Source organism: Nocardia sp. NPDC052254 (assembly GCF_040679495.1).
Classification (GTDB): Bacteria; Actinomycetota; Actinomycetes; order Mycobacteriales; family Mycobacteriaceae; genus Nocardia.
This window is the reverse complement of the sequence record NZ_JBFAUW010000012.1, coordinates 125308-151474: the sequence shown is the minus strand read 5'-3', so window position 1 is coordinate 151474 and position 26167 is coordinate 125308. Positions and strand designations below refer to the sequence as shown.

The 26167-nt window shown below is 67.8% G+C and carries 20 protein-coding genes, 4 tRNA genes and 1 pseudogene; 14 read left to right on the top strand and 11 right to left on the bottom strand.

The genetic code is table 11. The features are described from left to right. Positions 1-3983 (bottom strand): amino acid adenylation domain-containing protein (locus tag AB0L57_RS26320; protein ID WP_364967351.1); only part of this gene is annotated, 3983 nt, incomplete at its 3' end. 146 nt (positions 3984-4129) lie between these two features. Between AB0L57_RS26320 and AB0L57_RS26315 the strand changes: the two genes are divergently transcribed. The 3 genes from AB0L57_RS26315 (at position 4130) to AB0L57_RS26305 (ending at position 7878) form a co-directional block, all read left to right on the top strand. Further along, positions 4130-5158, top strand: a complete 1029-nt coding sequence (locus AB0L57_RS26315; protein WP_364967348.1) for a methyltransferase — start codon at positions 4130-4132, stop codon at positions 5156-5158. Beyond that, complete coding sequence (locus tag AB0L57_RS26310) at positions 5155-6390, top strand: cytochrome P450 (RefSeq protein ID WP_364967346.1); 1236 nt, start codon at positions 5155-5157, stop codon at positions 6388-6390. Before AB0L57_RS26315 ends, AB0L57_RS26310 begins: the two co-directional genes overlap by 4 nt. A gap of 159 nt (positions 6391-6549) precedes the next feature. Continuing rightward, entirely contained in the window at positions 6550-7878 is a 1329-nt protein-coding gene (locus AB0L57_RS26305) for a salicylate synthase (protein WP_364967343.1), read from the top strand. Between the two features lie 107 nt (positions 7879-7985). Here the strand turns inward: AB0L57_RS26305 and AB0L57_RS26300 are convergent, their stop codons facing one another. Both AB0L57_RS26300 and AB0L57_RS26295 read right to left on the bottom strand, forming a co-directional pair. Further along, the gene (locus AB0L57_RS26300; RefSeq protein ID WP_364967340.1) at positions 7986-9731 is read right to left on the bottom strand and encodes an ABC transporter ATP-binding protein; all 1746 of its coding nucleotides are present in this window, start codon (positions 9729-9731) and stop codon (positions 7986-7988) included. Then, the gene (locus AB0L57_RS26295; protein ID WP_364967338.1) at positions 9728-11578 is read right to left on the bottom strand and encodes an ABC transporter ATP-binding protein; all 1851 of its coding nucleotides are present in this window, start codon (positions 11576-11578) and stop codon (positions 9728-9730) included. Before AB0L57_RS26295 ends, AB0L57_RS26300 begins: the two co-directional genes overlap by 4 nt. 363 nt (positions 11579-11941) lie before the next feature. Between AB0L57_RS26295 and AB0L57_RS26290 the strand changes: the two genes are divergently transcribed. Next, positions 11942-12442, top strand: coding sequence for a polyketide cyclase (locus AB0L57_RS26290; protein WP_364967335.1), 501 nt, complete (start codon positions 11942-11944; stop codon positions 12440-12442). A 178-nt stretch (positions 12443-12620) separates the two neighbouring features. Here AB0L57_RS26290 and AB0L57_RS26285 read toward each other — a convergent pair whose 3' ends face one another. Continuing rightward, positions 12621-13472: an SDR family NAD(P)-dependent oxidoreductase gene (locus AB0L57_RS26285; protein WP_364967332.1), complete on the bottom strand. Its 852-nt coding sequence runs from the start codon at positions 13470-13472 to the stop codon at positions 12621-12623. Between the two features lie 365 nt (positions 13473-13837). On the opposite strand from AB0L57_RS26285, the gene AB0L57_RS26280 reads away from it, so the two are divergent. Both AB0L57_RS26280 and AB0L57_RS26275 read left to right on the top strand, forming a co-directional pair. Continuing rightward, entirely contained in the window at positions 13838-15283 is a 1446-nt protein-coding gene (locus AB0L57_RS26280; protein ID WP_364967330.1) for a phosphatase PAP2 family protein, read from the top strand. A 243-nt stretch (positions 15284-15526) separates the two neighbouring features. After that, the gene (locus tag AB0L57_RS26275; RefSeq protein ID WP_364967327.1) at positions 15527-15694 is read left to right on the top strand and encodes a hypothetical protein; all 168 of its coding nucleotides are present in this window, start codon (positions 15527-15529) and stop codon (positions 15692-15694) included. A 362-nt stretch (positions 15695-16056) separates the two neighbouring features. Here AB0L57_RS26275 and AB0L57_RS26270 read toward each other — a convergent pair whose 3' ends face one another. Beyond that, entirely contained in the window at positions 16057-16773 is a 717-nt protein-coding gene (locus AB0L57_RS26270) for a MerR family transcriptional regulator (RefSeq protein WP_364967324.1), read from the bottom strand. A 334-nt stretch (positions 16774-17107) separates the two neighbouring features. On the opposite strand from AB0L57_RS26270, the gene AB0L57_RS26265 reads away from it, so the two are divergent. The 3 genes from AB0L57_RS26265 to AB0L57_RS26255 all read left to right on the top strand — a co-directional run bounded on the left by AB0L57_RS26265 (position 17108) and on the right by AB0L57_RS26255 (position 20394). After that, entirely contained in the window at positions 17108-17758 is a 651-nt protein-coding gene (locus tag AB0L57_RS26265) for a DUF3159 domain-containing protein (RefSeq protein ID WP_364967321.1), read from the top strand. Positions 17759-18233: 475 nt separating this feature from the next. Then, a complete protein-coding gene (locus AB0L57_RS26260) occupies positions 18234-18974 on the top strand; it encodes an isochorismatase family cysteine hydrolase (protein ID WP_364967319.1) in 741 nt (246 codons plus the stop codon). Between the two features lie 463 nt (positions 18975-19437). Continuing rightward, the gene (locus AB0L57_RS26255; RefSeq protein ID WP_364967316.1) at positions 19438-20394 is read left to right on the top strand and encodes a glycoside hydrolase; all 957 of its coding nucleotides are present in this window, start codon (positions 19438-19440) and stop codon (positions 20392-20394) included. Between the two features lie 9 nt (positions 20395-20403). On the opposite strand, the pseudogene AB0L57_RS26250 reads toward AB0L57_RS26255, so the two are convergent. The 4 genes and pseudogenes from AB0L57_RS26250 to AB0L57_RS26235 form a co-directional block, all read right to left on the bottom strand. Next, positions 20404-20823: pseudogene (locus tag AB0L57_RS26250) on the bottom strand (transposase); the annotation flags it as partial. Between the two features lie 77 nt (positions 20824-20900). Next, on the bottom strand, positions 20901-21650 hold the full coding sequence (locus AB0L57_RS26245) for an SDR family NAD(P)-dependent oxidoreductase (RefSeq protein WP_364967314.1): 750 nt from the start codon (positions 21648-21650) through the stop codon (positions 20901-20903). A gap of 42 nt (positions 21651-21692) precedes the next feature. Further along, on the bottom strand, positions 21693-22211 hold the full coding sequence (locus tag AB0L57_RS26240) for a YceI family protein (RefSeq protein WP_364967311.1): 519 nt from the start codon (positions 22209-22211) through the stop codon (positions 21693-21695). Between the two features lie 35 nt (positions 22212-22246). Then, positions 22247-22684, bottom strand: coding sequence for a nuclear transport factor 2 family protein (locus AB0L57_RS26235; RefSeq protein WP_364967308.1), 438 nt, complete (start codon positions 22682-22684; stop codon positions 22247-22249). A 125-nt stretch (positions 22685-22809) separates the two neighbouring features. Between AB0L57_RS26235 and AB0L57_RS26230 the strand changes: the two genes are divergently transcribed. Then, on the top strand, positions 22810-23700 hold the full coding sequence (locus AB0L57_RS26230; RefSeq protein WP_364967306.1) for a LysR substrate-binding domain-containing protein: 891 nt from the start codon (positions 22810-22812) through the stop codon (positions 23698-23700). Positions 23701-23994: 294 nt separating this feature from the next. On the opposite strand, the gene AB0L57_RS26225 is transcribed toward AB0L57_RS26230, so the two are convergent. Then, positions 23995-24066, bottom strand: a tRNA-Val gene (locus AB0L57_RS26225). A 489-nt stretch (positions 24067-24555) separates the two neighbouring features. Here AB0L57_RS26225 and AB0L57_RS26220 point away from each other — a divergent pair. The 4 genes from AB0L57_RS26220 (at position 24556) to AB0L57_RS26205 (ending at position 25386) form a co-directional block, all read left to right on the top strand. Beyond that, positions 24556-24628, top strand: a tRNA-Gly gene (locus tag AB0L57_RS26220). Positions 24629-24651: 23 nt separating this feature from the next. Beyond that, positions 24652-24722 (top strand) — tRNA-Cys (locus AB0L57_RS26215). A gap of 16 nt (positions 24723-24738) precedes the next feature. Further along, a tRNA-Val gene (locus AB0L57_RS26210) sits at positions 24739-24813 on the top strand. A gap of 114 nt (positions 24814-24927) precedes the next feature. After that, complete coding sequence (locus AB0L57_RS26205) at positions 24928-25386, top strand: SRPBCC family protein (protein ID WP_364967303.1); 459 nt, start codon at positions 24928-24930, stop codon at positions 25384-25386. Here the strand turns inward: AB0L57_RS26205 and AB0L57_RS26200 are convergent. Next, entirely contained in the window at positions 25383-26150 is a 768-nt protein-coding gene (locus AB0L57_RS26200; protein ID WP_364967300.1) for a helix-turn-helix domain-containing protein, read from the bottom strand. The genes AB0L57_RS26205 and AB0L57_RS26200 overlap by 4 nt on opposite strands. Between the last annotated feature and the right edge of the window lie 17 nt (positions 26151-26167).

Genomic DNA, 26167 nt, shown 5'->3' with positions numbered 1-26167 from the left:
CGCACCTCCCCCACCGACGGCGCACAACTCACCACGTAATCACGAAACTCGACGGCCAATGGCGCCAGTTCGAGCCCGGGATCTGCGTACCAGCGCGTCCACTCCGACAGCAGCACGACGACGCTGAGGCCATCGGCGATCAGCGTGTCGAAGGCGGCACAGACCCGGACGTCCGCGCCGTCACGTACGACCCGGATATCGAACAGCGGCCAGGTGCCGGCATCGAGCAGGTGGTCGGACATCTCGTCACGTACCGCCGTGACGGGCCCATCGAGCACCGGAATCCGATACGGCGGCGGGTCGTCGAGGATCCGCTGCGTGCCATCCGCGGCGATCACCGCGCGCAGCATCGGATGCCGGTCGACAACCTGATTCCAGGCGGTCTCCAGTCGCGCCGGATCCACTCCGGGCCAGTCGTATTCGATGTACAACTGCGCCCCGATACCGCCCAGATCGAAGTCGGCGGATCGGCCCAGCCAGTACGCCACCTGGATATCGGTCAGCGGGAACGGCTCGTGCCGATGTCCGGGATCGGGGACGATCTCCGGCAGGCCCGTCGGCGCGCCCGCGGACAGGGTCGAGGCAAAGGCCGCGAACGTGGGTGCGGCGAACAGATGCGCCAGGTCGGCGCCCACCACACCGTCGCCGAGCAGCCGCCGGATCAGGCGAGTCGCCAGCAGACTGTCGCCGCCGAGGGCGAAGAAGTCGTCGTCGCGCCGGACGTCGTCGACGCCGAGAACCGTCGCCCAGGCATCGGCCACGATGCGTTCCACACCGAGGGCGGGAGTGGCGGATTCGTCTTCGCCGCGACTGCCGACGGCGGCAGCGAGGATGGCGTGTACCGCGTCGCGGTCGATCTTGCCGTTGCGGGTGATCGGGAGTTCGGCACTGCGGACGAACCGGCGGGGAACCATGTACGACGGCAGCCGCGCACCGGCCCAGACCCGCAGTGCGTCGTCGGTGAGGTCGTCGATCTCGCCGCCCGCGCCGACCACGACCGCCGCGAGGGATCTGCCGGGGTGTTCGAGCACGACGGCCGCCGCGGCGGCGACGCGGGGGTGGGCGGCGAGCACCGCCTCCACCTCACCCAATTCGATCCGGTGCCCGCGGATCTTGACTTGATGATCGGTGCGGCCGAGGAATTCGAGGGTGCCGTCGGATCGGTGGTGCACCAGGTCGCCGGTCCGGTACCAGCGGCGACCGTCGTACTCGACGAATTTCTCGGCGGTGCGCTGCGGATCACCGCGGTAACCGTGCGCCAATCCGGTTCCCGTGACCCACAATTCGCCGGGCGCCCAATCCGGGCAGTCCCGACCGTGCGTGTCCACCACCCGGCAGGCGGCGTGCGGGAGCGGAACCCCGTACGGCACGCACGACCAATCGGGATCGACGGTACCGACCTCGCAGACGGTGGCGTGGATGGCGGCCTCGGTCATCCCCCCGAGGCCGGCGAACCGGCAGCCGGGAACGCTGCGGCGCAACCGATCCGGCAGATCGACGGTGACCCGGTCACCACCGAGCATGACCACTCGCAGTGCGGTGCCCAGCCCGGAATCCGACGCCGCGACCAGCAGCATGTCCAGCAGCGCCGGTACCGCACTGACGACCGTGACCTCCCACCGTCGGATCGATTCCGCCCACGCCGCGGCATCACGACGCTGCGCCTGCTCGACCACGACCACCGATCCTCCGAAGGCCAGAAAGGCGAACAGGTCGTATGCCGACAGGTCGAAGTCCAACGCGGACAACGCGATCGTGCGATCGTCGGCCCCGATGCCGAAGTGGCCGTTGACGGAGTCGACGGTGGCCGCGACCGCGCGGTGCGCGACCTCGACCCCTTTGGGAGTACCGGTGGAGCCCGAGGTGAAGATGACATACATCACGTCCTCCGGATCGACCTCGACACAGCGTGCCAACGGGTCGACGGCGCGGGCCTGCTCCGGGAAAACCGGTTCGACATCGTCGGGCCACGACGCGGCGGTGACGGTGTCCCGGTCGGTGACGACCAGCCGGGCACCCGCCATGCGATAGATCCGTTCGCGGCGCGCGGCGGGGAGATCGATGCCGGCGGGCACGTAGGTGGCGCCGGCGGCGAGCACACCGAGCACCGCGACGATCTGGTCGACGCCCTTGGGCAACGTGATGGCGACGCTGTCACCGCGGCCGATTCCCTTGTCCCGCAACACTGCCGCCAGGCATCGAGCCCGCTCCGAAAGCTCACCGTAGGAGATCACCGCGCCGTCGGCGAGCAACGCGGCGCGTTCCGGATCGGCCCCGGCGCGTGCGAAGAACCGCTGGTGCAGCGGGACGGCGGGCGGCGGAGAGATCTCGCCGCACCGGGCGCCGGTCACCGGCCAGGGCGCCGCGCGCTCCCACGCGCCGGCGTCGTCCAGCAGCAGCTCGACGAACCGCACATAGGCGTCGAACATGGTGTCCAGCAGTCCGGACGGAAACAGTGACACCCGGGCGTCCCAGTTGAGCAGGATGCCGCCGTCGAACTCGGTCACCTGCGCGTCCAGCCAGACCTGCGGCCCTTGGGAAATCGTCCAGGTGGGGACACCCAGGCACCGCCGTACCTCCGGCGCGTACAACTCGCCCAGGCTCAGCGCACTGGTGTACACCACCGGCGCGAGGACCTGTTCCCCGCCGCGTACCCGGCCGAGGTCGCGCAGCACCTCCACACCGCTGTACGCGGCGTATCCGAGTACCTCGCGCAGGCGGCCGGTGAGCACCCGTCCGCGGTCGACGACCGACATCGGGCTGGACAGATCGACATCGAGCAGGACCGAGCTGGAGAAGTCTCCGACCAGGCGGTCGACGTCGTCGTGTAAGGGCTCCCGGTCGAAGGCCGGCATGTTCAGCAGGAACCGGTCGCCGCTGCTCCAGGCGCCGATGGTCTCCGCGAAAACCGTGGCGAGCGCGCTGGCGGTGGTCAGTCCGGCCCGGTGTGCCCGGGCATGCAGCAGTGCGGCACGCTCCGGGGACAGCCAGTGCCGGCGCCGATCGACCCGGGCCGCCCCTTCGGCGGTCCGCAGTGGAAGTTCCGGCGCCCCAGGCAATTCGGGCAGTTGCGACTGCCACCACAGCCGCGCGCGCTCCCCAGCGGCCGCCCGGGCACGGCCACGCTCGGCGAGGTACCGGCCGTAGCTGTATTCCAGCGCGGGCAGCGCATCGGGACCATGCTCGTACAGCGCGGTCAGATCGGCGAGAAGAGTGCGCAGGCTCAGCGCATCCCCCGCGATCATGTCCAGGTCCAGGTGCACCCGGGTCCGTCCGCCGGGCAGTAAGGAGAGCTGGAGGTCGATGACCTCGCCCGCTTCGACATCCATCCGCCGATGCGAGTTGGTGTCCTGTACCCGCGCCAGCCGCCGAAGTCGTTCCGGTTCGGGCAATTTCCGCAGATCGTGGACGACCAGTCCGGACCAGGATCCGTGCTCGGTCACCCGCTGCATGCCCGCGGCGTCGATTCGCACCCGCAGCATCGGATGTCGCGCGATCAGGGCGCGCATCGCGGTCTCGAGCCGGTCCGGTTCCAGACCGCCCTCGTGGTCGAACTCGCTGTAGAAGTGCGCGGCGACATCGCCCAGCTGCTGGGTGCGCGTCCGCCCGATCCAGAACGCGTGCTGCATCACCGCCAGACCGAACGGCTCCGAGAGGTCGACTGCGACCGGTTCCCGGGTTCCGGATTCGGCGGCCGCGGAGCCGGAATCGCGGTCGTGCAGCAGTTTCCACCACGCCGCGAGCGTCGGGGTCTGGACGAGGTCCCGGTACTCCACCCGCTTGCCCGCCCGGCGCATCAGCCCGGATATCCGCATCATGGTCACCGAGTCGATGCCCAGACCGAGCAGATCCGTGTCATCGGCCAGCTCATCGGCCGGCACCCCGGTCAGCTCGCTGACGTCCTGACGCAGACCACCGATACCGCCGGCCCAGCCCTCCCGCGCGGTCGAGCGTGCTGGTAGCAAACGAGGCCGTTCCTGCATCCCATTCCCAACTGTAAAACGATAATCATTTTCACTAATGCTAGAATCTACGACGTGCCGACGGATTCGGTCAAGCGGACCTCTTCGGTTCGGTGACACGAAACACGCAGGCGGCAAACAGCTTTGGTGACCAACGGGAAGTAGGCATGGCAGCCCATCAGCGACTCATGAACATGATGTTCGGCACGATCTGCTCCCAGGTTGTCGGCACCGCCGCCCGCCTGGGGCTCGCCGATCACCTGGGTGATGACGAACTCGGCTATCTCGAACTGGCCGAACTCACCGGCACCCATCCCGGCGCACTGTCCCGGCTGCTCCGGGCGCTGGCCGCGTTGCAGATCGTCGCCGAAACGCGTCCCGGCACGTTCCGGCTGGCAGAGGCGGGCCTCGCGCTGCGAACGGATCGGCCGGACTCCCAGGCGGCGGCCGTGCTGCTGTTCACCGATCCGGCTCTGCTGGATTCCTGGAAACTGACCGAGGAGGCGGTGCGCACCGGTCAGCCGACCTTCGAGAGCCAGTACGGCACCGACTTCTTCGGCTTCCTCGCCACCAGGCCCGAACTGTCGCAGCGGTTCAACGCGACGATGCGACAGGTCAGTCTGCCCATCGCACAACTGATTCCGGTGAGCTACGACTTCACCCGGCACCACACCGTCATCGACATCGGCGGCGGCGACGGCACCCTGATGTCGCAGATCTTGCGGGGCGCCCCCACGGTGCGCGGCGTGGTCTTCGACTCGCCGAGCGGGGTCGCCGAGGCCGCGGCGACTCTCACCACCGCGGGTGTCGTGGACCGCTGCCGCATCGAGGCCGGTGACTTCTTCGCCGCGGTTCCCGAGGGCGGAGACGGTTACGTACTCAAGAACATCCTGCACGACTGGGACGACGCGCGGTGCCTCACCATCCTCGAACGGTGCCGCGCGGCGATGCCCGCCGACGGGCGCCTGCTGATCGTGGAATCCGTGCTGCCCGACGTGGTCGACACCGCGGATCCGGCCCCCTATCTCACCGACATCAGCATGCTCGTCAACATGGGCGGCCAGGAGCGCACCCGCGCCGAGTACGAAACGCTCTGCCTGCGTGCCGGATTCGCGGTCACCGCCGTCCATCCGACCGTCCTGCCCACGTCGTATTCACTGATCGAGGCCACACCGGTCCGGACAGAACGCCGATGAGGCCCGGCAAGTCCCGCCCGATCGTGATCGACCTGCTGGCCGAGGATTTCCACGAACACGCGCACACCGTCTACGACCGGCTACGCGCACAATCGCCGGTCACCTTCGTCGAGCTCCCGCAGCAACCGGGGCGGGGTTTCTGGATGATCACCGGATACACCGCGGCCGACACGGCATTGCGTGAGAAGCGACTGGCCAATGATCCGCGCGCGCTGCTGTCCCCCGCACAACGCGCGGCCCGGGCCGCGGCCCGCATTCCCGGCCCACCGAACACCATGCTGATATCCGACCCGCCGGAGCACACCCGGCTGCGGCGGGCCGCGCAGCGGGCGTTCACCTCCAGATCCGTCACCGCCATGCATCCGGTGATGCTCCGGCACGCCGAACGGCTCCTGGACCACGCGGAGCAGGCAGCCCGCGACGGCGACGGCACCGTGGATCTGCTGCACGCATACGCGTATCCACTGTCGTTGACCGTCCTGGGCGAGATTCTCGGCTTTCCCGCGGCATGGCACGCCGGACTGCACGACCTCGCGGTCCGGGCCGCGACGGTGTCCACCCCGCTGTCGGGCCCCGATCCCCTCCTGCGCGACCGGCTCGACGGTTATACCCGCGACCTCGTCCTCCTCAAACGACAAGACCCCGGCGACGATCTGGTCAGCAGGCTGGCACATCCGGAATCCGATCGAGAAGCGCTCTCCGATGGCGAGCTGGGGGCCATGATCGGCCTGCTCGTGGCCGCGGGCTTCGAAACCTCGGCCAGCCTGATCGCCAGTGCCACCCTCTCGCTGCTCACCGATCCGCCGCAGTGGGCAGCACTGCGCGCCGAACCGGAGCTGGCCGCCGCCGCCGTGGAGGAGACCATGCGCTACTGGGGGCCGGTGGAGTCGGCGACGATGCGTCACGCGGTGGCGCCGTTCACGCTGGGAGACAAGCGCATCGAGACCGGCGATCGGGTTCTGGTCTTTCCCGCTGCCGCCAACCGGGATCCCGCCCACGTGCGGGATCCACACCGCTTCGACATCCATCGCGAGCCGCGGCCGCACCTGGGATTCAGCGGCGGCATCCACAACTGTCTGGGTGCCGCCCTCGCCCGCACGGAGGTCAGGTTCGCACTCACCACTCTCATCGCGCGATGGCCGCGACTGCGCCTCGACGCGCACCCGGCCGACTTGCGCTGGCGCTCCGGCATGGGACTGCGCGGACTGCGCCGTCTGCCGGTACGGCCGTGATCCCAACACGACGCGACGCGGACAGCCCCATCGACCGAAGCCCCCTCCCTCGTCCCTGACCGGTATCGGACGAACGGACCGGTTCGCGGCACCCGCAGCGACAACGCGATGCCGGTCGTTCGCGACCGGTGTCGCCCGAACCCGCAGATACGGAGCACCATGACCCGACCCACCGCACCGGACACCGACGACTACGTACACACCGTGCACCAACACGACACCGACCCGCTGACGCTGGCGGCCTCGATCGCGGCATCCGGGCAGCTCACCGAATACGTCGTCTACGAACAGCCGGGCCGCTGGTACATCGCCGGAAATCCCATCGGCACCGTGACCGTCGGTCCCGACCGGCTGCACACCACCCTCGGCGGCCACCATTCCGAGTCCTGGAACGACAATCCGTGGCCGCAGATCCATGCCGCGCTCGAACGGGCGCCGATGCCGGGGTGGCGGGCCTACGGCTGGGCGTGTTTCGAACTCATCCGCCCGGATACCGTTGCCGCGCAAGAGGTCCTCGCCCATTTCATGGTGCCCGGTGTGGAAGTCGAGATCACCGAGACCACCGTGCGCACGCGCAGCCGCGGCCCATTCGAACTCGCCCCGATCGATCCCGATGCGCTCCGATCAGCCCCCACGCCGGTTCCGGTGGACGCGGTCGACACCGCTTATCTGCTGCGTGTACAGGATGCGCTGAACCGGATTCGGCATGGCGATTTCCACAAGGTGATCATGTCCCGCCGGGTGGAGCTCCCCTTCGCGGTGGATATGCCGGCCACCTATGCGGCGGTCCGCAGAATGAATACCCCGGCCCGCTCCTTCCTGCTGGATCTCGGCGGCTGGCAGGCCACCGGCGTCAGCCCGGAGACGGTTCTGGAGGCCGACGGCACCGGCCTCGCCACCACCCAGCCACTGGCCGGCACCCGTGCCCGCACCGGTGACGCCGACCGGGACCGGGCCCTGCGCGACGATCTGCTCACCGATCCCAAGGAGATCTACGAACACGCCACCTCGGTACGGCTGGCCTGCGACGAACTCGACAGCATCGGAAACGCCACCCGGGTCAGCGAATTCCTCACCGTCAAGGAACGCGGCAGCGTCCAGCATCTGGCCTCGCGCGTCGAAACCCTGCTGCCCGAGGAGCGGACCTGCTGGGACGCACTCGCCGCCGTCTTTCCGGCGATCACCGCATCGGGTATCCCGAAAGCGCCTGCCTGCGCGGCGATCGGCGATATGGAACCCACCCCGCGCGGCCTCTACAGCGGTGCCGTCCTGCGCGCCGACAGCACCGGATCCCTGGATGCCGCACTGGTTCTGCGTGCCGCCTATCAACGCGGCGGCCGCAGTTGGTTGCACGCCGGAGCGGGCGTCGTCTCCGGCTCGACACCGGAGCGCGAACACGAGGAAACCTGCGAAAAACTGGCCTGTATCGCCCCGTATCTGATCCCGGCGCGGCGCACCGCCCGGGGCACGGACTCGGCGAGGGGGTGACCGGGGCGCCCCCGGACGACACGTGCGCGTCGTCCTCGGTGCCGGAGATCCGGCGCCGAGGACGATGATCTGTCTTGTGCGGCAGGCACATTCGCGCCCGGCCGCGGCTAGACGGTCGCGGTGACCCGCCAGTGGCGCGCCCGCGTCTGCGCCTCCCACATCGCGCTGTAGCGCCCCGGCCGCGCCAGCAACTCGTCGTGGGTGCCGCGCTCGGCGACCTCACCATCCGCCAGAACCAGGATCTGGTCCGCCGCCGCCACGGTGGAGAGCCGATGCGCGATCACGATGACCGTCTTCTGGGCGACCAGCGCGTCGATGGCCTCCTGCACGGCGACTTCGCTCTCGGTGTCCAGCGCGGCCGTCGGCTCGTCCAACAGGACGATCGGCGCGTTCTTCAAGATCGCCCGCGCTATCGAAATACGCTGGCGCTCACCGCCGGACAAGGCGCCACCGATCTCACCGACCCTGGTGTCGTACCCGTGCGGAAGCCGCTCGACGAAGGTGTGGACATTGGCCGCCCTGGCCGCGGCCTCGATGTCTTGCTGACCGGCGTCGGGGGCGGCCATCGCGATGTTCGCCCGGATCGTGTCGTCGAACAGGTACACATCCTGGAAGACCACCGCGATATTGCGATAGATCTCCACGGGGTCGAGGTCGCGAAGATCCAGGCCACCGATGCGGACACTGCCGGCACCGGGGTCCGCGTAGCGGGTCAGCAACCTGGTCACCGTCGTCTTACCCGAGCCCGACGGACCGACCAACGCCGTCAGCGATCGCGCGGGCGCGGCGAACGACACCCCCCGCAGGACCGGTGCGCCATCGGAATACGCGAAGTGCACATCCTCGAATTCGACGTCGTAGCGAGCGATTCGAGCCTCCGGCTCGGCCACGGGGAGCGCCGGGGCGTCCAGCACCGCACCGACCCGTTCCAGCGCCGAGTCGGTGATCTCGAAGATCGACGAGAGATTGGCCATGGTCGACAGCGGCTCGGCGAACCGCACCGCGGCGGCGACCACAGCGATCAGCAACGCCGCCGACAGGCGCATGTCGAGCACCAGGCCCGCCCCGACGGCGACCATCGCGACCAGGCACAATTGGACGACGCTGGACGCCAGCAGACCCGGCCAGGTCAGCCGCTTCTGCATACCCGACATGGCCGCATTCTGCTCTTCGAGAGTCTCGACCAGGCGCCGCGACGAACCGCCGATCTGCCCGGTGGCGCGCAACACCGGCAAGCCCTGCACATATTCCACGATCCGGCTCGCCGCGGCGGCATCGGCCGCGTCGGTCCGGCGCGCACCCGCTCCGGTGATCTGCTGGATGCGCCGGACGAACAGCACCGCGAACGGAAGCGATGCCGCGAGTACCAGACCCAGCCGCCAGTCGACAGCGATGATGATCACCCCGATGATCGCCGGGACCGTCACCATCTGGATGAACAGCAACGCCATTCCGGACGAACCCATCGTCGCGTTCGCGACATTGCCGCCCATCACCGTGGTGAGATCCCCCGCGGCCCGGCGCTCGAGGTCCGCCTGCGGCATGGTCCGCAGGGTGTCGCCGAGCCGCAAGCGGGTGGCGGCAAGCACATCGGCCCACCTGCCGAACTCGAACCGGAGCTGACCGTAGTGGAACGCCGCCTGAATCACCCAGCAGGCCACCAGGACGGCGAACCAGATCCACACGGCGGTGGTGTTCACCTCCGGCCGGCTCAGCTCGTACAGGATCGGGATCAGGGTGGCATACGCCGCCGCCTGCATGATCGAACCGAGCAGTGCGCACCACAGGGTGCGGCGGAATTCGTCCCGGTAGTCCCCGGCGGCGAGCAGCATGAGCCGCAGGATTCTCGTCATCGGTTCGTGGCCTCCTTGTTCCGGCCGCGGCCCAGGCCCCAGCCGCGAGCACGCTGGTGGTGCTCCCAGAGCTGGGCGTAGCGGCCGCCGTGCGCGAGTAGTTCGGTGTGCGTACCGGATTCGGACACCCGGCCGGATTCGAGCACCACGATGCGATCCGCGTCGACGATCGTGGACAGGCGATGCGCGACCACGAGCACGGTGCGACCGCGGGTGAGCTCGGCGATCGCGTCCTGGATCGCGGCCTCGTTCTCCGGGTCCGCGAACGAGGTCGCCTCGTCGAGGATCACGATCGGCGTATCGGCGAGCAGTGCCCGGGCGATGGTGATCCGCTGCCGCTGACCACCGGACAATCGCGCGCCCCGCTCACCCACCGGGGTCTCGTAGCCCTGGGGCAGTTCCGAGACGATGAAATCGTGGGCCTGTGCGGCACGCGCCGCGGCCTCCACCTCGGCGTCGGTGGCCGAGGGACGGGCCAGGCGAATGTTCTCCGCCACCGTGTCGGACAGCAGGAACGGATCCTGGAAGACCATCGCCATGTGCCCGAGCAGATCCTCGGAAGCGATCCGGCGGACGTCCACGCCGCCGACGCGCACTTCTCCCGCATCCACGTCCCAGAACCGTGGAATCAACCGTGCGACTGTCGATTTCCCCGATCCCGACGGCCCGACCAGCGCACACACGGTACCGCTGGGAACGGTCAGATCCACGCCGTCCAGCGCGAGCCGATCCGCGCCGCCGTATCCGAAGCGGACGGACCGGAACTCGATCGATCCGTCGGCCGGCGACAGCGGTTCCTCGGGCTCGGGCAGCGGTTCGATGTCGAGCAGTTCCGCGATCCGGGCGGCTCCGGCCTTGGAGTCGTTGATCAGATTGGACAGATTCATCAGTGGGACAACCGATTCCACCGGTAGCGTGCCGATCAGGATCGCCGCCACCAGTTGTGCCGGCGACATCGAACCGTTCGATGTCAGCCAGATACCGACGGTGGTCACGATCACGATGGTGGGCAGCGGTGCGACCGTCAGATTCGCGAAGATCATCGCGCTACGATTGTTGTTCTGCCATGCGGTCGTCGCCGCGGTGAACCGGCGGACCCGATCGACGAAGCGGCGGAACGAGACGGTGCCGTCATCGAAGGTCCGCACCACCGGCATGCCCTGAACGAATTCCACCGTCGCCGCGTTGATGGCCTCATTGGCCTCGTCGTAGCGGCGGCGGGTTTCGGCGTAGTCGCGCAATGTCAGCTGCATCCCGACGAACACCACCGGGAGGAACAGGGCGACCGCCAGCAACAACCGCCAATCCACGAAGCCCAGCGCGATGAGCGCCGCGATCGGCTGGGCCACGGTGAAACCGGCCAGCGGAACAGCGTCGGCCACCGTCATGTGCAATCCACGGACGTCGTCCTGGACGACCTTCTTGACCGCACCCGAACCCAGCCGCTGCGCCTCACCCAGCGGAACCCGGCCCAGATGCGCGGCGAGATCACTGCGCAGGCGTTGTTCGAGATCGAAGGACGCCAGGTGCGAGAGCTGGAAAGACCATGCGCGCATGGCGAATCGAGTGATGAATCCGCCCGCGGCGAGCACCAGCAAAGCCACGACGGAACCGGTATCGGTGCCGGCGTCCAGCAGCTCCCTGAGCGCCAGTGCCAATCCGACGAAGCCGGCCACCCCCGCCGCGCCGCCCAGCGCAGCGATCGCCGCTGCCACCCCCAACCGTCCACGGACCGGTTCGGTCACTCGGAACAGGGCGCCGCCGGGCGTCGTCCCGGCCTCGGCCGCCGCCGGCGCCGGAACTTGCCTTGCCTCGTCCACCTGGAGCGATGCCCCCGTGCCACCCATTCCCATCGGCTCCTGTCCGTCACCCACAAGACGCTGCCGCCCCACGTGTTCAGTGGGACGACACGACCTGCTGCCACGATCGACATCCCACTTCGACGTCGCCGACAGCTCAGTCTTCGAAAACGATTGTCATTGTCGAATAGCCGAACACTAACACACCCCCGTCCGCGGAGAGGCCCGGTCCGAGCCGCCACCCCCACTCCGATACCGAACGGCACACACCGAAGCGGATTGCGGCGCAGATCATCTCGTCACAGACTCCTTCCGCGGCATCACCGAAAGGACCGTGCGCGCGGTCGCCGGATCGAGATGGGACGGTCACACCCGACCCGGCCAACGCCGATACGGGTGGAGGATGGAGCAATGATCGGTGACCGCTGGGGAGTGAGCGACGACGAGGTCTCACACCCCTACCCGTGCGACGACTTCGTCACCTCATCCGCACTACAGGCATGGCGGGGTGTGACCGTCCGGGCGCCCGCCGAGGCGGTCTGGCCCTGGGTCGCCCAAATAAGGCTCGCGCCATATTCATACGACTGGATCGACAACCTCGGCCGCCGCTCACCTCGCGAGCCGGCACACCTGCCGGAGCCTCGCGTCGGTGAGAGTTTCACCACCGCAGGCGGCCGCAAGCTGGGGCGAATCGTCTCGGTGACCCCGGGCGAGCAATTGACCGCCACCATCATCGGCGCCTTCATGTCCTACGTCCTGCTACCCCGCGATGACAACACGACCCGGCTGTTGCTCAAGGCGGTCATGGACACCAGCCGCTGGGTGGCCCCCTGGGTGTCGGTCGGCGATCTGATCATGGCTCGGCGGCAGTTGCTGAACCTGAAGTCCCTGGCCGAGGCACACCAGCACTGAGCCGCGCCGCGCCGGTCAGCGGCAGGTGCGCCGATCACCCCTCCTGGCTGCTCTTTCGTCGGTGGCTTCTCCCTCGGCGCAGGAGCGAAACTCGGACAGACATGCACAGATGCGCATATCGCGGTAAAGGGATAGAAACGCCGCTCCCTCGATGCGCGGATCGAGCGGGAGCACAGAGTCAGCCGATACCGACGAGATCGGCTGAGGCAGACCACAATTCATCGATGAGGCGACGATTGTGCGCCTGTGGCGACTCGGGGCCTCGTGCGCGGTGCCGGTGGAAGTAGACGCCGTCGATCTCCGCATCCGCGCCGCGCCCGGCCAGCTCGATCAGTGGTTCGGCGCCGCGCTCGGGCGTGATGGTGCCGACGTGCCGCAGCGGGGTCCGGTACAGCAGGCCGACAACACGCGAATCCCGGCCGAAACTCGACGCCACCGGGCCCGGATGCACTGCGGCCGACACGATTCCGTCGGCCGACCAGCGCTGGGCGATACCACGGGTGAACATGATGTTCATCAGCTTGCTCGACCCGTAGGCGCGCCAGCCGAACGCACGACGCCGCCGGAAATCCAGATCGGAAATGTCGACGTGCCCGACGAGGTTGCCGATGCTCGCGGTGTTCAGTACGAGCGCACCCGCCGCGGCGGTGAGCCGATCGTGCAGCAGATTGGTCAGCAGGAACGGGGCGAGATGGTTGATCTGGAAGTTCGGTTCGTGCCCGTCGGCGGTGCGTTGTCGCGGATCGAACAGGCCACCCGCGTTGTTGAGCAGCACATCGATCGTGCGGGTGTGTTCGCCGATCTGCTCGGCGAGCGCGCGTACCTCGTCGAGAGCGGCGTAATCGGCCGTGAACGCGGTCGCTCCGGTATCGGCGGTCACGGCCGCGAGCTTGGCCGCCGATCTGCCGACGATGACGAGATCGACATCGGGCGAGGCCAGTGCCCGCGCGGTCACCGCCCCGATACCGTCGCTCGCGCCGGTGATCACAATCCGGCGCCGGGTGTTCGATGTTGATCGGCTGTCGGTCATTGCTGCCTCCAGGAGGTCGATGACGCGGTGCACTCCACATGTCGAGCTCATCGCCCACGGCCGGATCGGCCCGCGGCGGACGATCGCAGACGGCCCGAGACCGAGCCGGCGTTCCCGCGCTTCGACTCCCACCGGGTGCCGATCCGGTCGGCGATCGGCGCAACTCTTCCGACCTCAGCCTATGCGGTTCCGGCTCGCCCTGCCGGAGCGTTCCGGGTGCCGTGGTGGCGAGCGGGGATTCACCGAGCTGCCCGAGGCATTGCCGGCGGTCGAGCAGGTCACGAACAGCGCGGGATTCGTCCCGGTAGGCTTCCGAGGTGCGTAGACCTCGACTGTCACCTCGTCGGATCCACGGAATCAACGCGATGGATCGTCGGCTCGTCGATCACAGTGCGCGTGTGCGCCCGAGCGCGGCGGATTCCGCATTGCGCTCACTCAGCCTCGCCGCCAATGCCAATCGACTCTGGATCGCCGCGGGTGTGGGTGTGATCGTATTCGGCACCGGCGCCCAGCGGCGCGCCGGTGTGCGTGGGCTCGTCGCGACCGGACTGGCGAGCGCGATCGCCAATGGTGTTGCCAAGCCGCTGTTTCCGCGCCGCCGACCCCCGGCCGAAGCGGTGCCGCTGATGCGCCGTCTGGTCTCACCCCCGGTGTCGTCGTCCTTCCCGTCCGGGCACGCCGCCTCGGCGGCGGCCTTCGTCACCGGGGTCGCACTGGAGTCCCCGGCGCTGGCATTGGCCGTGGTCCCGGTGGCCGCGGCGGTCGGATACTCACGAGTGCATGTCGGCGTGCACTGGCCCACCGATGTGGTCGCCGGCGCCGCGCTCGGAGCGGCGGTGGCCGTCGGCACCAGGCGGTGGTGGGCGGTACGGCTCGACGAGCCCGCCGCGGTCGGCTCGGCGCAGCAAGTCGAACCGCTGGTCGGCGGTGCCGGACTGCTGCTGGTGGCCAATCCGAACTCCGGCGGCGGCGATGGCGCGGGGCTGCTCACAGACCTCGCCGCCCGGCTGCCCGCCGCGCAGATACTGCGACTCGGCAACGACATCGATCTCGACGCCGAGATCGATGCGCGCATGCGCGACGACTCGGTGCAGGCGCTCGGCGTCCTCGGCGGCGACGGCACCGTGTCGGCGGTCGCGGAAGCCGCTGTGCACCACAAGCTCCCGCTGGCGGTATTCCCCGGCGGCACACTCAACCACTTCGCCCGCGATATCGGATCCGACGATATCGCCGCCACCGTGCGGGCCCTGGTCTCCGGCCGGGTCGCCTGTGCCGACACCGCGCGGGTACGCCTGGACGACGGCAGCGAACGCACGGTGATCAATACCGCGAGTCTGGGTGGTTATCCGGATTTCGTGCGCTACCGCGAACGCTGGGAGCATCGCATCGGCAAATGGCCGGCCGCCGCGGTGGCGATGGTCCGCGTCCTGATGCGCGCACAGCCGCTGCACACCACCATCGACGGCGAATCGGCGACGGTGTGGATGTTGTTCGTGGGCAACGGGGCCTACCGCCCGAGCGACCAGGTCCCGACCGCCCGCACCGACCTGCACGAAGCCGGTCTGGACATCCGCTATCTGCGCGCGGACCGGCGATTCTCTCGCGGCAGGCTGATCTGGGCTTCGATCACCGGCACGCTGCGGGACTCGCCGACCTACGTGCAGCGACGCGCGGACACACTCGGAGTGCGGGTCCACGGGGCCCCGATCTCACTGGCGACCGACGGCGAAGTCGACAGCCGGAGTACGAGTTTCGAGTTCACCGGGATGCCCGGCACGCTGCAGGTCTACCGCCCCACCGACGAATTCTGAGCCGAACCCCGCCGACAGGGAGGCAACACATCCGTCCCCGAGGTGGCGCGTCGACCCGACCGGCCCGGTCGCGCACCGCCAGCTCGGGAGATGATGCGTGACGTCCTGTTCGCCGTGACCGCGAACATCGGTGCCACCCGACCTGGCACCTCCGGATCGACGTGGCCTTCACCGCACCGCACACCGCGCCGGGCGCGCAACTCCGGGTAGCATGTGGTGACACGATTCTGTAAGGGGGACATCATGTCGGACAGTCACCGAGACCAGGTCGGCGATCCACGCGCGCGCTGGCGCCACCTGCCCGCCGAACCCGCCCGCTATGTCGAGGAAACCGACATCGACGGGAATTCTGCGAGCTACACGGTGCCCGCCGTCGACCCGACCCAGGACTTCATCCGCCTCTACGGCTGACACCGCGACCGGCGGACTCCGGTAAGTGATCCGGACGTGTTCGGCATCGCTGTTCCTGCCACCGCTCACCCGCGTCGTCTCCCGGCTCGGGCCGGCAATTCTGTTGCCCCGCAACACCTCCCCCGGTCCGGCCGCCGAACTCGTACGCACCGTGCTCGACACCGGCGCGATCGTCATCCGCGACAACCGAGTGCGCGACCGTCCGCCACGGTCCCGTCGCCCCGCAGATCCTTCGTGCCACTGCCCCGCGACTTGGCCCGGCATTTGCGCACGGCCGTCATCGAGGTCGGCCTTCGGAGGTCGCACTGCCGGGCGGCCTCCGAAGCCGACCTCCGCGGGTGGCATCGCGAAACCCGGCGTACTCAGTCCGGGGCCGGTACGTCGAGTTGCTGGTTCACGCGGAACAGAACGTCGAGCTGGGCCTTGTTGTAGAGGTCCTTCAGCGCCACCGCCAGTGCCTGCGCAGCCCGCTCGGGACCGACCGGTGAGTCGTCGACCTTGCCGAGAGCTGGGTGTTCGGCATAGAGCTCGCGGACGATCGGGGTCATTCGCTCGGCCAGCTCCGCCCGGGTCCGCTCATCGGCGTCCTCCGGCAGACTGTCGAATTCGGCGCTGTCCGGCGGGGCGTTCAACGTCTGACGCAAGGCGTCGAGCCCCGCGGGGCCCAGCACACTGTTGAGAATCATCGTGTAGGAACGGTCGGCCTCCGACAGCCCGGCGACAGCCCCGCCCAGTTCGGGCGGGAGGTCGGTGTGTACGTCATTTTTCATGATGAGTGCGAGCTCGACGCGAATACGTTGCAGGCGATCGATGGTCGAGGCCAGCTCCGCGTCCAGCGTCTGGAGCGCCTCGCGTGGGTACTGGTCTTCATCACCCATGGTGGCGATCTGCGACAGCGGAATTCCGAGAGCGGCCAGGCGCTTGACCCGCAGGACGCGCAGCAGATGGGATACGCCGTAGTGCTTGTAGCCGTTGGATCCCCGCTCGGGCTCGTCGAGCAGGCCGATGTCGTGATAGTGCCGCACTGCTCGCACGGTGGTGCCGGCGAGTTCGGCGAGCTGGCGGGTACTCCACGTCATGATCGGCTCCTCGGAATGCGGATCGGCCGGGCGCGAGTGCGGCGGCCCGTACCAACAGCCTGAACCGTGCCGCACCGGCACAGTCAAGCGCGTGGGTCGTGGCGGGGCGCTCCCCCTTCGGCGAGGACGAGCCCGTGGACGCATCCGCCCCTGCCGAACTCAGGTCACCTGAGGCGCTCACCAGCTCGAACCGCGTCCTCGGCCGACATTCGACCGCACCGGGGCCGGGCAGCTCGGAGTGATCTGGAGCACAAAAAGCCCGCTTCGACTTGAGTGTGCCGCAACGGCACACCTTTTCCTCGATGGCAGGCATCCGACGACCCTTGGAGGACCGATGAGCTCTACCCCGGAGCGCCCCGGCAACGGCAAGCAGAGTGTGCTCGACCAGCTGGGTGGCCCGCTGGGCTTCGTCTATTCCACCGTGCCGGTGGTCGTGTTCGTCGCGGCCAACGCGGTGTTGTCCCTGCCCGTGACGATCGGCGTCTCCATCGCGACCGGCCTGGCGCTGTTCGTGTTCCGGCTGGCGCGCGGTGAGCGGATCGCCTCCACGATCGGCAGCCTCGCCGGGGTGGCGGTAGCCGCCGGCGTGGTGGCGTGGACCGGTTCCGCGCGGGACTTCTTCGTACTGGGGATCTGGGTTTCACTCGCCGGGTTCGTACTGACCTTCGGCTCGGTGCTGGCGCGGCGGCCGCTGACCGGGGTCGTCTGGAACGCCGTCCACGGCGGCGAGCACCCCTGGCGCGCCCACCGGGCCGTTCTGCGGGCCCACGATATCGCCACCCTCGCGGCGGCCCTGGTGTTCGGCGCCCGGTTCATCGTCCAGCAGTGGCTCTACGTCACCGAGAGCACCGGCGGACTGGGCACCGCCCGCGTCGCGATGGGCACCCCGCTGACCGTGCTGGCCGCACTCGTCGTCGTATGGGCCTTCCGCCGCAGCACGAAGCTGCTACGCACCACCGTCACGGTGCCCGCCCTGGACCGCTGAGCAGAAAAGTGTCCCAGCATGGCTGTGCCGCAACCGATCTCCGCACAATGCGCCCTGCGCCCACCGAGCGCTCCACCCCCCGTCATGATCTCCCCGGACGGCGCCCGCACAGCCCCTCGGCCGGACCGTTCCACCGCATCTCGACGAACGGCGAGCCCCACCCGACACGCGAGCAGCGTCCCGGTCGGCGTCGGCACCTCGTGCAGCAGATCATCTCGGGAGACACCAATGTTGTTCACCAGAACGTGCAGAACCCCGCCGGTCTACCGGCGGGCAAGACGAGCCTCCAATCCATCGAACTCACCCACAGCATTGACAATACCTAAAGCTATTAGATAATTTCGATTGAGTCGAGCACACCCAGAGCGCCATCACGACCGGCGGAAGCCCCTCCGGCCCACAGGTTTCGGGCGCGCTCTTTCCGCACGAGTGCTGGTCGGGCATCAAGCAGGTCAGGCGAAGAAGGGAGCACCGTATGGATAGCCGCGATGCACCGGAACCGGGCGGTGAAGTCGCACCCCGGTATCGAAAAGCCGATGCAGCCGGGGCCATCGACGCGCGACGCACCGCGGTGGTGGTGATCGACATGGTCAACCACCAAGTGACCCCGGGCCGATGGTTCCTCGCCGATACCGAATCCCGGGGTCTGGATACGACATATTTCGTCGACCGATTGAAGACCCTCGTTCTGCCCGCGCATCGACGGCTGCTCCCCGCGGCACGTTCGGCTGGTGCTCGCGTCGTGTACCTCCGTATCGGATCCCTCGCCGCCGACTACGCCGACGCCTCGCCGGCAACCAGAGATCTCTTCCCGCTCTGGGAAGCACACGATGCGTCCCCCGCTTGCGCCGTGATCGATGAACTCCAGCCGCAGCCCTCGGACCTCGATATCCTCAAAACCGGATCCGGCGGATTCACCACGTCCTCCCTTGATGTGCATCTCCGAAATATGGGCGTCGAGAATGTGCTCTATACGGGCGTGGCCACCAACGCCTGTGTCCTCGCGACGGCGGCGTCTGGGTTCGATCTCGGCTATCGGGGATTCCTCGTCTCCGACGCGACCGCCACTTTCACACAGCGTATGCAGGACATCACCGAAGAGATCATCGGATTCGCGATGACGGAAGTCGTGACCACCGATCACATCATCGGACGGTTGCGCGCCGGCCGTGGAACCGGCAACTCCGCGACGGAACCCGATACCGGACAGTGCTGATCCACAGCACCCGACGGGCGCCGTCGACGACGCAACCAACGCACTGAGAGTCACTGCAAGGCAAGGGATTCAGTGACCGCCCAAGCTCTCGCCGAGGAAAATGGATTCGACCATCTCGGTCCTCTCACCACACCGTCCCTTCCTGGCGACCCCCACTACACCCGATGCCGTCGCTGCGGCGAGCTCAGCGCGGAACGGCTCGGAGACATCGGCTTTGGCTGTACCTGCAACCGCTCAACCTCTCGGTGAAGCCAGTCATCAATGTGTCGGACGGGGCTGCTACAGGATGGGGTGACACCGACACCCGATCGTGCAGCAGCCCCGCGGCATATCGACCTACTCACGACGCGCGGTGTGTCAGCGATCATTCAGCGTTCACGGGCTGAATAATCCGCATATGACGTCGACCGGGCTGTCCCGCAGAGCGATGCTCGCCCTGGCAGCGAGCGTACCGTTGAGCGTTGTGGCATCCCGACGTGCAGCGGCCGCCGCTCCGCCGATCCGATACACGATGACGGCGTTCACCAACGCCAGCCAGACCGATATGTGGGTCTACGAATCCACCGACGCAACGAATTTCCAGCTCGTCCAGGCCGACGCCTACCGTCCGGCGGACGCCGACCCCGCCGACACCCCAGCAGCGGCCCCCACGACCAAGAAGGGCTTGTGCCGCGACCCCAGCGTCTTTCGTCACCTCGACGGCGAGTACTACCTGACGTACACGACCGCATGGGACGGCAACACCATCGGGTTCGCTCGCAGCCACGACCGGATCCACTGGGAGTTCCTGTACGAGTACACGATTCCGTTCGGCGGGGTCACCCATACCTGGGCGCCGAAATGGTTCGTCGACCGTGACGGCACGGTCAGCGTCCTGGTGAACATCAACGACGGCACGGTCTTCCGGCCCTGCGTCATGACCGCGACCACCTCATCGCTGAGCCGGCTGCATTGGACCACGCCCATACCGCTGGCAGGCATCATTCCCGCACCGGACGGCCTCGGATACATCGACACCACGGTCACGTTGTCGCAGGGACGCTACTACGCGTTCGTCAAGAACGAATCGACCAAGAACGTCGAGGTCGCGGTGGCCGACCGCCTGGTCGGCCCGTACACGTTCGCGCGGACCGGGAACTGGGCGCGCTGGGGCGGACCGGGCCCGGGACAACCGCGCGAGGGACAGTGCGTGATCCCGCTTCCCGACGGCCGTTGGCGGATCTACCTGGATGCCTACGACCTCGACGAACCCACGCACGGTCACTATCTCTACAGCGACACCGTCACCGGCGACCTGCTCGGCGAGTGGACCACACCGAAGGACCTGCCCGTCCTGTCCGGGTTCGTCCGCCACTTCACCGTGTTGCCCGAACAGCTGAACACCGGCCCGCAACCGGGCCCGCAGCCCGCCACGCGGTGAGGACGATCGCGCGAAGTGCGCCGAAACCTCCCCTGTGGTCAGGCCTTTCGCTGTCAGCGACAGCACGATCTCATCCACACCGGTCAGGCGGCGCTGACGCTTACGGACGATCTTCGGGTCGAACGAGGAGTTCGTGTCTCGGGGCACGTCGATCTCGACCGGCCCGATCTCGGTGATCACTGTCTTGGATCGGGTTCCGTTGCGGGAGTTGCTGGTTCCGCGGCCGGCGCTGTCGTGTTTCTCGTAGCCGACGTGCTCGGTCATCTCCGCGTCGAGGGCGCTTTCGAGCACGGTTTTGGTGAGCTGGTTGAGCAGCCCGCCCGGCCCTACCAGGTCGATCCCTTACTCTTTGGCCTGGGCCAGCGGTTGCTCGGCCAGTTTCTCGGTGTCCGCCGCGTCGTTCGCCACGGACTCGAGTGTCTCCGACATCAGTCGGTCCTTCCTGCCGAACCATCAGGTTCAGCCGGTCAGACCGAGGTCAGATCCGCCGTTATCCCGACACTCCCTCACCAGGCGACGGGGCCGAGGCGGTCGATGAAGGTCCCGGTTGGTCCGTCGGGGTCGAGGGTTGCCAGTTCGAGGATGGAGTCGGTGCCCTCGGTGACTGTCAGGGCGCCGGTGTTGTTGTTCATGTCGGTGGCGGCGAACTTGCGATTGGCGATCTCGCCGGGGGTGGCGAGGTTGAATTTGATGTCGGGCAGGGCCTGGGCGTAGCGGACGGTGACCATGTTGAGCGCCGCTTTCGACGAGCTGTAGCCGAGTTCGTGGATGCGGGAGATGGGTTGATCGGGATCGGTGACGACGCTGAAAGAGCTTCCGGCGCTGGAGATCATGACCACTCGCGGGTTCGCCGCGGCGCGTAGCAGGGGAATGAGCGCGTTGGTGACTCGGATCGGTCCGTAGACGTTGGTGTCGTACACGGCGTGGATCTCGTCGATGCTCACCTCGGCCGGCGCGGTGCCCCGACCCGGCGTGCCCGCGTTGTTGATCAGCACATCCAGAGAGTCGGTGTGTTGGCGAACAAGCTTTTCCGCGGCCGCCACCGACTCGTCGGAGGTGACATCGAGGCTTACGGGGACAGCATGGATGCCCTCGGCGATCAACCCCTCGGCCGCCGCGCGGCCGCGGGATTCATCTCGGGAGCCGAGGAAGACCGTCCATCCGCGCACACCGAGCCGGCGGGCGGCTTCCAGGCCGAGCCCCTTGTTGGCTCCGGTGATCAGCACCGTGGTCGTATTCGCGCTCGTCATGCTCATCTGGATCTCCTTATGGTTGGTACGGTTCGATGTCTGTGCGGGTCAGGCCCGTTGGGCGGCGGTGATGTCGAATTCCAGCGCGACCGTCTTGCCGATCGAGACCTTTGTCGCCGCATTCCAATTCACCTGCCAGTCACGGCGATCGATCACCGCGGTGCCGGTCATGTGAACCAGGCCGTCGGCCGCGGCGTGGCGCTGGAAGGTCACCGCGGTCGATTTCGTGATGCCTCGGATGCTCAGATCGCCGACCAGCTCGACGGTCGATTCGCCGACGTCTCGCGCTGCGGTGGAAACGAATTCGATGGTCGGATAGTCCGGCGTGCGCAAGAATTTCGCACACAGCAGTTCGTCGCGCTGCCGGTTGCCGGTGTCGATGCTGTCGGCCCGGATCGCCACGTCGACCCGCCACTGCGACAGATCGCCGGAAAGGTCTGCGTTGCCGTCGAACTGAGCGAATCGGCCGACCACGGCAGGGCCGATGACGTGGCGGGCCCGGAAGCCGATCCCGCAGGCGGTGGTGTCGAGGACATACGCGCCGGAGCGCAGGTCGAACGTGTTCATCAGGATTCCTTCGAAGTGGTTGAGCGGCTGATGGTTCATGCACTCGTGATGCCCAGCAAGGGCGTGGTGTCGAGGTAACGGACCTCGTAGACCCGCTGGCTGAACTTCCAGCCGTCGGGGGTGCGCTGGTAGCGGTCGTGGTAGACGGCGAAGTTCGAATGGGAACTGCCGTCGCGCATTCGGCCGAACTCGTGAATGTGGGCCCGGCCGGTCGCGGTGTCGCCGTATAGCTGGATGACGCCGGGGTGGACGTTCTGGATGAAGAACTCCCACCGGCTCTGGCCCCGTTCGATGCCGGCCCGGATCGCGGCGCGGCCGACGAACTCCTGGTCGATGTGCGGCCATCGCATCGCGCCGTCCAGGGTGAACAGTGCTGCCGCACGGTCGAAGTCGCGCATCATCACCGCATCGGTGAGCTCGCCGCGCAGGGCCTCGATCTCGACTCGATCGGCGATCGCTCCAAGGTCGGTCACCGTGCCCTCCTGGGTTATCGATCTGTCGGCCGGGCGTGTGCTCCGGCCGTATCCAAAGCATTGCCGCAGGTCAAACGTCGAACAAGGTAAGGTTCGTGGACTGATCCATAACGCTGGAGTTATTTGTGGAGCTACGCGACATCGAGATCTTCTTGACCTTGGCCGAGGAATTGCACTTCGGCCGTACCGCCGAGCGGCTGCGCGTCTCTCAGGCCCGGGTCAGTCAGGCCATCAGTCGTCAGGAGAAGCGGCTCGGCACAGCGCTCTTCGATCGCACCAGTCGCAAGGTCGGTCTCACGCCGGTCGGTCGGCGGCTGCGCGAGGACCTGCAACAGGTGCAGGATCTGTTGCAGCAGGCGCTCGCCCGGGCCGAGGCCATGGGGCCCGGGGCGAGCCGAACGTTGCAGGTCGGAGTGTTCGGCCACGCCGGGCACGAACTGCGCCCGCTCGCCGACGCGTTCCGAACTCGGCACCCCGGCAGCGACATCCAATTCCGGGAGATCAACGGCAGCGACCCGTTCGGCGCCCTGCGCAGCGGGCAGCACGATATCAATGTGCTGTGGCTGCCGGTGCTGGAACCCGACCTCACCGTCGGGCCCACCGTGCTCACCGGCGGCCGTGTGCTCGCAGTGGCCGCCGATCACCCGCTCGCCGAGCGTGGCACCGCGTCCCTGGAGGATCTGGCCGACAACCGGGTCGTCGACTTCGGCCCAAATGCGCCCGAATACTGGATCACCGCAATGGTTCCCACCCGCACCCCGCTCGGCCGCCGCATCCCCCGCGGACCGGCCGCCCGCACCTTCCACGAACTACTCGCCCTGGTCGCGGCCGGACACTGCGTGCACCCGCTCGGCGAGATCGCCGCCCGCTACAACAATCCCCCCGGCATCGTCTTCCTCCCCCTCCCCGATGCCCCCAGCCTGCAATGGGCCCTCGCCTGGAGTACCGCCGCCGACAACCCCGCCATCCGCGCGCTCGCGCGCACCGCCGCCGACCTCGGACCCATCGCACTATGACGGAACCGCCGCAGCAGCCGCGCAACTGGTGACGGGGGCGACACGTCCAGGGGCGGACACAGATACGAATCGCCATGGAAGACATCGATGCGGCAATGCGGCCCGTTCGGTAGATCCAGAGGAACGGCAGGCACAGCCCCGCTGACAACATTGTGACGTATATCACTTCGGCTGACCATCGCAGATCTCAACCAGCGCACCCAATGCGGCATATCGCTTCAGGGGATCTGGCACGTATCTGGCACGAAACTAACGGCAATCCAGAAAAAGTGTCGCTGACCTGGACATAAAAAGTGGTCCCAGCTGGTTTCGAACCAGCGACCTCTCGCGTGTGAGGCGAGCGCTCTCCCACTGAGCTATGGGACCGTGGGATTCGAGGCGGCGAAGGTGCCGTTCCGAACGAGAAGGAACCTTAACACGCACCACCCGTGTCACACCAAATCGGGGTGTGAGCTGGGGAAATTCCGTGAGGCTCGACGAACGGAACGTGAACGGGCGCAGCGGCTGTCGGCGACCGCGATTCGGGTGGACGAGGGGCTGCCAGAAGGGCGTCAGCTCTGGATGCGACAGGCGGCCCAGGTTCGGCCTCTCGTCGGATACGAACCCGGGCGAGGTGTGGGCCGGAGACGGGGTAGCGGGAACATTCGGCGGCGGGGCGGTGAGCGACCTTCGGGGCTCTCTTGGAGACGAGCGCGATCACCGGCTCGATGCGCCTCGTCGCACAGGCCTCGGAACAACACTCGTGTCATTCACATTTACCCCCATCTACCAGCCGATTTGTTGAGCGCACAGGTAGTGGGCTAATGTTCTCTCTCGCAGCCGGAAGGAGCCCGCAAGGCCCCGGAGAAGCTGCATGCGGATGTAGCGCAGCTGGTAGCGCATCACCTTGCCAAGGTGAGGGTCGCGGGTTCGAATCCCGTCATCCGCTCGAAGGCCAACCCGGCCTTGGTTGGCGGTGTGGCCGAGTGGTGAGGCAACGGCCTGCAAAGCCGTGCACACGGGTTCGATTCCCGTCGCCGCCTCTTAGTAGGCGAACACGCGCGATTAGCTCAGCGGGAGAGCGCTTCCCTGACACGGAAGAGGTCACTGGTTCAATCCCAGTATCGCGCACCATATAGGCACGAAAGCCCCGGTTCACACCGGGGCTTTCGTATTTCCGTAGCTTTTCGGGCACAGCGCGTCTTGTCGGCGGTTACCGTCGAAGTGCAGCGATCGCAAGGAGATATCGTGCGTGATTCGGTCACCGTCCGGATGTCGGCGACACCCGCCGAGGTGTGGGGTCTCGTCAGCGATGTCACCCGGATCGGCGAGTTCAGTCCGGAGACGTTCGAGGCCGAATGGCTCGGTGACGCACAGGGTCCCGAGGCCGGAGCGAAGTTCCGGGGCCACGTCCGCCGCAACGAGATCGGTCCGGTGTATTGGACGACGTGCCGTGTGGTCGTCTGCGAGCCGGAGCGTGAATTCGCCTTCGCCGTGCTCGGGCCCGGCGGAAAGACCATCAACCGGTGGTCGTACCGGATCGCACCACGGGACGACGGCAGCGATGTCACCGAAGCGTTCGAACTGTCGGGGACGCTGCCGCTGCGGATGTACTGGACGGTGTTGGGGTGGGCCCGTGGCCGACGCAACCGCCACGACATGACCACCACCCTCGAACGGATGAAAGCGGTGCTCGAGGACCGTTAGCCGGGCAGGTCCACGCCCAGCACGCGGTCCAGAACCAGCGCTCCCCGATCGGTCACACGCAGAGTTCTGCGAGTGCCGGGCCGGTCGACCCAGCCCGCGGATTCCATGCGCGTCAGCACCGCCGCGCCCAGTGCACCGCTGAGATGGTGCCGCTGTTCGCTCCAGTCGACGCAGAATCGCAGAAGCGGCCTGCGCTGACCGCGGGCCGCGTCGAGGTCGACTCCGAGCTCGCCGAAGACGGATGCCGCATTCGGGCCCAGCCGATAGGGGTGTTGCGGGAGCGGCGCGGACATCGGATCACCGTGTGCGCGCTGAGTTCCCGTGACACCGTCCACCCTGGTCAAGGCCGAACGTTCGAGGAGCGCTTCGGTGACCTCGACGCCGAGCCGACCGGCCAGGTGGTCGTAACAACTGCGTGCGCGGCGCAGTGCCGCCGCCCGGGTCGATTCCCGCAACGACCGGACCGGACGGGTGGGTGCGAGTACCGCCAGCGCTTCGATCGCGGCGCCCACCTGCGCATTGGCGATGCGGTAGTACCGGTGCCGGCCCGAACGCTGCACGCTGAGCAGGCCGCCCTCGACCAGGCGGGTCAGATGTTCACTGGCCGTGGAGGCCGCCACTCCGGCTTCCGCGGCCAGCACGGAGGCGGGCAGTGCCCGTCCGTCGGCCAGGCCGACCATCATCCGTGCCCGGGTCGCATCGGCCAGCAGGGCACCGACGGCGGCGATGTCGGAGTATCCGTGGAGCGGTCGGTGGTCGGTCACAGGACCAGTGTCCCGCC

Bases quoted from the DNA above. Each gene is read 5' to 3' on its own strand.
- AB0L57_RS26315 (WP_364967348.1), top strand. From the start codon at position 4,130: ATGGCAGCCCATCAGCGACTCATGAACATGATGTTCGGCACGATCTGC.
- AB0L57_RS26310 (WP_364967346.1), top strand. From the start codon at position 5,155: ATGAGGCCCGGCAAGTCCCGCCCGATCGTGATCGACCTGCTGGCCGAG.
- AB0L57_RS26305 (WP_364967343.1), top strand. From the start codon at position 6,550: ATGACCCGACCCACCGCACCGGACACCGACGACTACGTACACACCGTG.
- AB0L57_RS26300 (WP_364967340.1), bottom strand. From the start codon at position 9,731: ATGACGAGAATCCTGCGGCTCATGCTGCTCGCCGCCGGGGACTACCGG.
- AB0L57_RS26295 (WP_364967338.1), bottom strand. From the start codon at position 11,578: ATGGGTGGCACGGGGGCATCGCTCCAGGTGGACGAGGCAAGGCAAGTT.
- AB0L57_RS26290 (WP_364967335.1), top strand. From the start codon at position 11,942: ATGATCGGTGACCGCTGGGGAGTGAGCGACGACGAGGTCTCACACCCC.
- AB0L57_RS26285 (WP_364967332.1), bottom strand. From the start codon at position 13,472: ATGACCGACAGCCGATCAACATCGAACACCCGGCGCCGGATTGTGATC.
- AB0L57_RS26280 (WP_364967330.1), top strand. From the start codon at position 13,838: ATGGATCGTCGGCTCGTCGATCACAGTGCGCGTGTGCGCCCGAGCGCG.
- AB0L57_RS26275 (WP_364967327.1), top strand. From the start codon at position 15,527: ATGTCGGACAGTCACCGAGACCAGGTCGGCGATCCACGCGCGCGCTGG.
- AB0L57_RS26270 (WP_364967324.1), bottom strand. From the start codon at position 16,773: ATGACGTGGAGTACCCGCCAGCTCGCCGAACTCGCCGGCACCACCGTG.
- AB0L57_RS26265 (WP_364967321.1), top strand. From the start codon at position 17,108: ATGAGCTCTACCCCGGAGCGCCCCGGCAACGGCAAGCAGAGTGTGCTC.
- AB0L57_RS26260 (WP_364967319.1), top strand. From the start codon at position 18,234: ATGGATAGCCGCGATGCACCGGAACCGGGCGGTGAAGTCGCACCCCGG.
- AB0L57_RS26245 (WP_364967314.1), bottom strand. From the start codon at position 21,650: ATGAGCATGACGAGCGCGAATACGACCACGGTGCTGATCACCGGAGCC.
- AB0L57_RS26240 (WP_364967311.1), bottom strand. From the start codon at position 22,211: ATGAACACGTTCGACCTGCGCTCCGGCGCGTATGTCCTCGACACCACC.